The following is a 7,518-nucleotide window of genomic DNA, read 5'->3' on the forward strand; positions in this document are numbered from 1 at the left end:
CCGCCGCGGACGGCGGGGGCCAGCATCGGCTCCAGGCGCCGGCACTCGCGGCCCGTCAGCCGCTCGACCGCCAGGCCCAGCGTGCCCATGAAGTCCGCCAGCGCGTCCAGGGCGGCGAGGTCGTCGGAGTCGAAGGCCACCTCGAGCGTGCCGTCGGTGCGGTAGTCGAGGTCGTGACCGCTCTCGGCGGCCAGCTCGGCGGCGAAGGCGGGCCAGCGCTCCAGCGACGCCAGGCCCAGCCGGAGCAGCGGCTCCTCGGTGTAGGTGACCTCGCTGACCGGCGCCAGCATGCCCGCGGCGGCGTGCGAGGCGCCGGAGCCGGGGGCGGGGTCGGCCACCACCGCCCGCAGGCCGCGGCGGGCCGCCCGCCAGGCCGTCGTCAGGCCGGCGATGCCGCCGCCGACGACGACGAGATCGTGGAAGCCGCCCGTCGCGGACGGTGCGGCACTGTGCGGCATGAACGCTCCGCTCCCTTCGCCGGCATGACCCGGATCAGGTCCCTGGCGGTCGAGGGCCCGCCGGCGGCCGCATCCGGAACCCGGGTGCCCCGCGGAGCGCTCCTCGCGCACCACCGGGTCACCGGTCCAGCCGGTCCGCCGCCCTCCTCTCAGCCCGGTGCGTGCCGGGCTCCCGCGCGTCTTACGCCCTCCACCTTAAGGGGTCGCGCACCACAACGAATGCCGGAGATGTGAGGTAAATACCAGTTTCGTTATCCGAGACGAGATAGCCGAGCAAGCTTCCGCAGCTTAGGGTCTTGAGATGTGAATCATGTCGTGGTGGTGGGCGCCGGCCTCGCCGGGGTGCGGAGTGTCGAGGCGCTGAGGGCGCACGGGTTCGGTGGCACGATCACGCTGCTCGGGGACGAGCCGCACCGGCCCTACGACCGCCCGCCGCTGTCCAAGGCGGTGCTGCTGGGCGAGATCGACTTCACGGCCGTCGACTCCGACCTGGACGCCATGGGGGTGGACTTCCGCCCGGGGGTCGCCGCCAAGGGGCTGCGCCCGGGCGTGGTGGAGACCACCGAGGGCGAGCTGGCCTACGACGGCCTGGTCATCGCCACCGGCGCGACCCCGATCAGGCTGCGCGGCGAGGGCCCGCAGCACGTGCTGCGCACCATCGGCGACGCGCTCGAGCTGCGCGCCCTGCTCCGCGAGGGCGGGCGCGTGGCCGTCGTGGGCGCGGGCTGGATCGGCGCCGAGGTCGCCACCGCCGCGCGCCGGGCCGGCTGCGAGGTCACCGTCGTCGAGGCCGCCGCCTGGCCGCTGGCCGCCGCGCTCGGCCCCGTCGGGGCCCACACCGCCCCCTGGTACGACCAGGCGGGCGTCGACCTGAGGCCGGGCGCGATGGTCGCCACCGTCGACCACGGCGGGCTCACCCTCACCGACGGCTCCACGGTGGAGGCCGACGTCGTCGTCACCGGCGTCGGCGTGCGGCCCGCGGTGGACTGGCTGGCCGGCTCGGGCGTCGAGCTGGACGACGGGGTCGTCACCGACGAGCACCTGCGCACCGCGCTGCCCGGCGTGGTCGCCGTCGGCGACTGCGCCGCCTGGTGGTCGCGCCGGTACGGCCGCCGCCTGCGGGTCGAGCACTGGGACACCGCGCTGAACTCCCCCGAGGTGGCCGCCGCCACGCTGCTGGGCGGCGCTCCGGGGGAGGGCGCGGTCTACGACCCGGTCCCGTACTTCTGGTCCGAGCAGTTCGGTCACATGGTGCAGTACGCCGGGCACCACGGCGACGGCGGCCCCGTGCTGCGGGGCGACCCCGCGGGCACCCGCTGGTCGGCCTGCTGGGTGGGCGACGACGGCACGCTCACCGCGGTCCTCGCCGTGAACCGCCCGCGCGACCTGGTGCAGGGACGCCGCCTCATCGAGGGGGGCCAGCGCATCGATGTCGATCGCCTGGCCGATCCTGCTGTAGCCTTGCGCGACTGTACGGCGATATGACCTCGCCGTGAGGTGTTTGATGAAGGGCTCATTGTGGTAATGGTGGCTTCGTGACGCTTTCTGTTGCGCAGATCGACCGGGAGACCGACGAACTGGTGGGCGAGTGGCTCACCCTGACGGAGGTCGCCAGGAGGCTCGGCCTCAGCGCCGGTCGTGCGAAGCAACTCCTCAAGGACCACAAGCTCATCGGAGTCCGGCGGGGCGGCGGAGAGCCCCAGGTGCCCGCCGCGTTCCTGGCCGGAGACGACGTCGCCAAGGGCCTGCCGGGCACGATCACCGTGCTGCTCGACGCCGGATACGACGAGATCGAGGCCCTGCGCTGGCTGTTCACCCCCGACGACACCCTGCCGGGGGCACCGGTCGACGCCATCCGCGCCGGCCGCCACACCGAGGTCAAGCGGCGTGCCCAGACCCTCGCTTTCTGACGCCCGCCTCTACCTGTGCACCGACGGGCGGCGTGACCGGGGCGACCTCGCCGACTTCCTCGACGCCGCCCTCTCCGGCGGGGTCGACATCGTGCAACTGCGCGAGAAGGGGTTGGAGGCGCGCCAGGAGCTGGAGCTCTTGGAGGTCTTCCGCGACGCCTGCGACCGGCACGGCAGGCTCCTGGCGGTCAACGACCGGGCCGACATCGCCCACGCCGCCCGTCCCGACGTCCTCCACCTCGGCCAGGACGACCTGCCGGTGCGGGCGGCCCGCGACATCCTCGGCGAGGACATCCTCATCGGGCGCTCCACTCACGCCCCCGAGGAGGCGTCGGCCGCGGCCGACGAGCCCGGGGTCGACTACTTCTGCTGCGGCCCGATCTGGCCCACGCCCACCAAGCCGGGCCGCCGGGCGCCCGGGCCGTCCCTGCTGAGGCACGCCGCCTCGCTGGAGACGGACCGCCCGTGGTTCGGCATCGGCGGCATCGACCTCGGCAACCTGGACGAGGTCATGTCGTACGGCGTGCGCCGGGTCGTGGTCGTGCGGGCCATCACCGAGGCGGACGACCCGAAGGCGGCCGCCGAGGAGTTCCGGCGCAGGCTCGCCGCCCCGCCGCCCGCCCCGGAGGGCTGAGGCGGGTCCGGCCGGACCGGCGGGGGCCCGCCGCCCCGGCCGGTCAGGTCCGGCGGGCGGTCGCGGCCACGGCCAGTTCGGCCAGGGCCGTACGGGACTCCGGCGCGATCGGGACGCCGTCCAGCGCGCGCAGGGCCTCCGCCATGTAGTCGTCGATCAGCTTCTCGCAGGAGGCCAGCGCTCCGGTCTCCTCGATCACCCGGCGGAGCCGGTCGATCCCGCTCTCCTGCAGCCCCGGGTCGCCGAGGGTGAGGCGGACCTCCTCCGCCTGCGCGGGCGAGGCCGCGGCGAGCGCCCGCGCGATGAGCATCGTGCGCTTGCCCTCCCGCAGGTCGTCGCCGGCGGGCTTGCCGGTCTCCGCGGGGTCGCCGAAGACGCCGAGGATGTCGTCGCGCAGCTGGAAGGCGATGCCGACACTGCGGCCGTACTCCTCGCAGAAACGGTCGATCCACGGCTCCAGGCCTCCGGCGGCCAGCGCCATGCCGAGCCTCAGGGGCTGCTCCACCGAGTACTTGCCGCTCTTGAACAGCGCGACCCGCAGCGCGCTGTCGAAGGTGCTCACCCCCCGGACCTGCTCCAGCAGGTCGAGGTACTGACCGCACATCAGCTCCGTGCGCATGTGGTCGTAGAGCGGCTGGGCGGCGGCGAGGGCCTCCGCCGGCAGCCCGCTGGTCCGCCACATCTCCCCCGACCACACCAGCAGCAGGTTGCCCAGCAGGATGGCGGCGCTCTCGCCGAACTGCCCGGCGGAGCCGTTCCACCCCTCCTTCTCGTGCATCGCCTGGAAGCGGCGGTGCGCCGAGGGCATCCCCCGGCGCAGATCGCTGGCGTCCATCACGTCGTCGTGGACGAGCGCGCTGGCCTGGAGCAACTCCAGGGAGGCGGCCGCGGAGAAGAGCGCGGGATCGTCGGCGGCGCCGCCCGCGCCCCGCCAGCCCCAGTAGCAGAACGCCGGGCGCAGCCGTTTGCCGCCGGAGAGGAAGTCCTCGGCGGCGGACAGGAGCGGGGCGATCTCCGGAGAGCCGAACGCGGGGCGCTGCCGGTCGAGGAACGTTCGCAGAGAACGGTCCACCTCGGCGCGGATGGTGTCCAGCATGGCTGAGGAAGCGGGCATACACAGAGATTATCGGTCCGGATACGGAACGCTGATCAGGCGGGCGTCTCGCCAGATGGTCACGCCTTCCACTCGGCGGCCGGACCAGTAGGCTGGGGGGCATGGCTCTGGGTCGCCCTTCCGTTCTTCCCGACCGCGTGCCCACCGTCCGCGAGCTCCTCGCCTCCGGTGGCCGCTCGTTCTCCTTCGAGTTCTTCCCGCCGAAGAACGCCGAGGGAGAGCGGCAGCTCTGGCGTGCGATCCGGGAGCTGGAGTCGCTCCGGCCCACGTTCGTCTCCGTCACCTACGGGGCGGGCGGCGGGACCCGCGACCGCACGGTCGAGATCGTGGAGCGCCTCGCCCACGAGACCACGCTGACGCCGGTGGCGCACTTCACCGCGGTCGACCACTCGGTCCGCGAGCTCCGCCACCTGATCGGCCGGTTCGCCGGGGCGGGCGTGCGCAACATCCTCGCGGTGCGGGGCGACCCGCCCGGTGACCCGATGGGGGAGTGGGTGCGCCACCCCGAGGGCGTGCTCTACGCCGAGGACCTCGTCCGGCTGATCCGCCAGTCCGGCGACTTCTGCGTGGGCGTCGCGGCCTTCCCCTACAAGCACCCGAGGTCGCCCTCCGTCGAGTCCGACACCGAGTACTTCGTGCGCAAGTGCCGGGCAGGCGCCGACTACGCCATCACCCAGATGTTCTTCCGGGCGGAGGACTACCTGCGGCTGCGCGACCGGGTGGCGGCCACCGGCTGCGACACCCCGATCATCCCCGGCATCATGCCCGTCACCCAGATGAGCACGATCGCCCGCTCGGAGCAGCTCTCCGGGGCACCGTTCCCGCCCGAGGTGGCCGCGCGGTTCGAGGCCGTCGCCGACGACCCCGCCGCGGTGCGCCGCCTCGGCATCGAGCACGCCGTCGAGGTCTGCCGGACCCTGCTCGACGAGGGCGCGCCGGGCATCCACTTCATCACCTTCAACCGCTCCAGCGCGACCCGCGAGGTCTTCCAGGCCCTCGACTCCGCGCCGCGGGCGGCGTCGCTCACCGCCTGAACCGCCGCGGGGGAGCCGGGGGCGGGCCCGCGTCCGGCTCCCCTCCCCGCGGGCGGCCCGCTCCGTCAGCCCGCGCCCTCCCGGCGGTGCGCCGGGTCCTGCCGCCCGGGGACCAGCGGGAGCGCGGCCCCCGCGATCACATAGCGCTCGTAGCCGCCGGGGAAGACGAAGCCGGTGAGCAGGTCGACGAAACCGATGCTGCGGTAGAGATGCCGGGCCGCGGTGGGCAGGTCGCGGGTGGAGAGCACGACCGTGCGCTCCGGCCGGCCCGCGCACACCCCCAGGACCAGGGAGCGGCCGATCCCCGCGCCCTGGTACCCGGGACGCACGTGGACCTCGGCGAGCTCCAGGGCGTCGTCCAGCCAGTCGCGCGCGCCCGCCGCGCCGTGCCGTTCCGCGACGGCCTGGTGGACCACGTCGTGCCACCACTGCCCCGGCACGCCGTGGAAGCCGTAGGCGAGCCCGACCGGTGTCCCGTCGGGGAGTTCGGCGAACAGGCACGTGAAGCCGGGATGGGAGGCGTGGTTGCCCATGATCACCCTGCGGCCGGACAGCTGGTCGGCGGGTGGGACCATCGCCGCCGTGTAGATGTCGAGAACGGAGTCCAGCCGGGAGACGAACTCCTCGGGGCCGACACGTCGCAGTCCGGTCACTCACCGCACCCTAGCAGGGGCGATCCGGAACAACCCGATGGATGTGGTCAAAGTGGTGCTTGGGGTTCTCCACGGGGACGGGAAACGGCGCCCCGGGTCCACCGCGGTCCTGGAGGGCTCCCGCCGCTGTCGGGACGAGGGCGCCTCCGCCTGCGTTCCGGGAGCTTGCGCCGCCGGTGGACCAGGGGAGGGGCGGCTGGAGTCCTATCCGGCCAGGGGGACGCGGCCCGGCAGCGCGGGCTGGGCGGGCAGGCCGAGCATCTCCTCCACCGTGACGACGAACCGCTCGGCCTCCGAGATCAGCTCCTCGGCGTCGCGGGCCGAGACCGAGTGGGTCATCCCGGCCTCGATCGAGGCCCGCCTGGCGGCGCTCGCCTCGAAGTAGGGCGCCCATTCGGCCAGCCGGGGCTCGGCCTCGGGCAGCAGCTCCCAGGCGCTGCGCAGCCTGCGCCTGCGGCCGTCCATCGGCCGGGGGCGGGCGGCCAGGACCGCCGCCGCCGCCCGGAGCGCCGCCAGGTGCGCCGCGACGTAACGGGCCGGGGAGGTGTGGGCGGCCGCGGCCTCCTCCAGGAAGTCACGAGCGTCGCCCAGACGCGCCCGCACCGTGGGGGAGAGCCGGGGCCCGCCGGGGCCGTCGAACCGTGGGGTCATTTCCGCCTCCTTGGTCGCAAGCGGATCCCGGCGTTGTCGCCGGTAGTGCCACGGTCGCAGACCCCACCGACAATTACGCCGGGCGGGCGGACGAGGAGCTTCCCCTCTCCCCGTCCGTCCCCGGCCGGGCCCTGCCGCCTCCGGTGGAGGCGGGGATCCGGCCGGCCGCCCTCAACGTGAGCTGCGAGTCCCACGTCACTACATCGAACATAAATTCGATCATCGAAGGTGTCAAGTAGGTCGGCGAACAAAAGTTCGATCTCTCTGTGAAGAGCCGGGCCCCGGGAGATAGGGATCTCCCGGGGCCCGGACGGCCGCATGCCCGGCATGGAACCGGGTCAGTAGGCGAACCTCCCCCGGACGTGGACCGGCTTCCCGGTGCCGAGCAGGCGGGGCAGGACGTCGGCGACGTGCAGGGGCAGCCGCACGCATCCGTGCGAGGCCGGCCGGAGCGGCACCGAGAGCGAGCCGTGCATGGCGATGCCCCCGTTGAAGAAGATCGGGTTGTAGAGCCGGCCCAGCGGCGCCGTGTGCCAGCCGCTCCTGCGCCACGTCGTCCGGAAGTCGCCCGGGGGTGTGGGGGTGTAGGCCGTGCCGGAGGAGATGTGACTGACGAGCCTGGCCTGTCCCCTGACGTAGAGCACCAGCACCTGCTTGCGCAGGTCGATCTCGACACGGGTCGGCCTGCCCTGCGGAACCAGCATCCTCGGGGACAGCGGTGACTCCAGGGCGTTCCAGGCCCTGCTCCCCACCGTCCCGCTCGGGCCCAGGCCGTTGACCTTCCGGAAGGCCCACACCGCGGCCTGGGTCGCCTCGCCGTACCGGCCGTTGACCCTGCCGGGGTGGTAGCCGAGCTCTTTGAGCCGGGCCTGGAGCGTTTTGACGGCCGCACCCTGGGTCCCGGGCCGCAGAACCCTGTCCGGGGCGACGAAGGAGGTGAAGGAGGAGACGGGCCGCTCCGGCGTCGCGGCCCTCGCGGCGCCTGCCACGGTGCCCGCCGCAGTGCCCGTCGCGGTGCCCGTCGCGGTGCCGTTCCTCACGGCGGTGCTCTTCGGGGCGGGCCC

The 7,518-nt window shown here is 73.9% G+C and carries 9 protein-coding genes; 4 read left to right on the forward strand and 5 right to left on the reverse strand.

Annotated features, from left to right (window positions below):
- Positions 1-458, reverse strand: a 458-nt coding sequence (locus ACFOWE_RS16020; protein WP_377289150.1) for an FAD-dependent oxidoreductase, incomplete at its 3' end; no start/stop codon positions are given.
- A 303-nt stretch (positions 459-761) separates the two neighbouring features.
- On the opposite strand from ACFOWE_RS16020, the gene ACFOWE_RS16025 reads away from it, so the two are divergent.
- The 3 genes from ACFOWE_RS16025 to thiE are packed head-to-tail and all read left to right on the forward strand — an operon-like array spanning position 762 to position 3,002.
- Positions 762-1,943 (forward strand): NAD(P)/FAD-dependent oxidoreductase, encoded by a 1,182-nt coding sequence (locus ACFOWE_RS16025; protein WP_377288420.1) that lies wholly within the window; start codon positions 762-764, stop codon positions 1,941-1,943.
- 50 nt (positions 1,944-1,993) lie between these two features.
- On the forward strand, positions 1,994-2,368 hold the full coding sequence (locus ACFOWE_RS16030; protein WP_377288422.1) for an Rv2175c family DNA-binding protein: 375 nt from the start codon (positions 1,994-1,996) through the stop codon (positions 2,366-2,368).
- Complete coding sequence (gene thiE / locus ACFOWE_RS16035; protein ID WP_377288424.1) at positions 2,346-3,002, forward strand: thiamine phosphate synthase; 657 nt, start codon at positions 2,346-2,348, stop codon at positions 3,000-3,002. The genes ACFOWE_RS16030 and thiE overlap by 23 nt, the downstream gene beginning before the upstream one ends.
- 43 nt (positions 3,003-3,045) lie before the next feature.
- On the opposite strand, the gene ACFOWE_RS16040 is transcribed toward thiE, so the two are convergent.
- Positions 3,046-4,116, reverse strand: coding sequence for a polyprenyl synthetase family protein (locus ACFOWE_RS16040; protein WP_377288426.1), 1,071 nt, complete (start codon positions 4,114-4,116; stop codon positions 3,046-3,048).
- Positions 4,117-4,217: 101 nt separating this feature from the next.
- Between ACFOWE_RS16040 and metF the strand changes: the two genes are divergently transcribed.
- Positions 4,218-5,150, forward strand: a complete 933-nt coding sequence (gene metF / locus ACFOWE_RS16045; protein WP_377288428.1) for a methylenetetrahydrofolate reductase [NAD(P)H] — start codon at positions 4,218-4,220, stop codon at positions 5,148-5,150.
- A gap of 65 nt (positions 5,151-5,215) precedes the next feature.
- On the opposite strand, the gene ACFOWE_RS16050 is transcribed toward metF, so the two are convergent.
- The 3 genes from ACFOWE_RS16050 to ACFOWE_RS16060 all read right to left on the reverse strand — a co-directional run bounded on the left by ACFOWE_RS16050 (position 5,216) and on the right by ACFOWE_RS16060 (position 7,494).
- Entirely contained in the window at positions 5,216-5,803 is a 588-nt protein-coding gene (locus ACFOWE_RS16050; protein WP_377288430.1) for a GNAT family N-acetyltransferase, read from the reverse strand.
- Positions 5,804-6,007: 204 nt separating this feature from the next.
- A complete protein-coding gene (locus ACFOWE_RS16055) occupies positions 6,008-6,454 on the reverse strand; it encodes an SAV_6107 family HEPN domain-containing protein (protein ID WP_377288432.1) in 447 nt (148 codons plus the stop codon).
- A gap of 338 nt (positions 6,455-6,792) precedes the next feature.
- Positions 6,793-7,494: a L,D-transpeptidase family protein gene (locus tag ACFOWE_RS16060; RefSeq protein ID WP_377288434.1), complete on the reverse strand. Its 702-nt coding sequence runs from the start codon at positions 7,492-7,494 to the stop codon at positions 6,793-6,795.
- Positions 7,495-7,518 lie beyond the last annotated feature (24 nt).

Source organism: Planomonospora corallina (genome assembly GCF_042650625.1).
Classification (GTDB): Bacteria; Actinomycetota; Actinomycetes; order Streptosporangiales; family Streptosporangiaceae; genus Planomonospora_B; species Planomonospora_B corallina.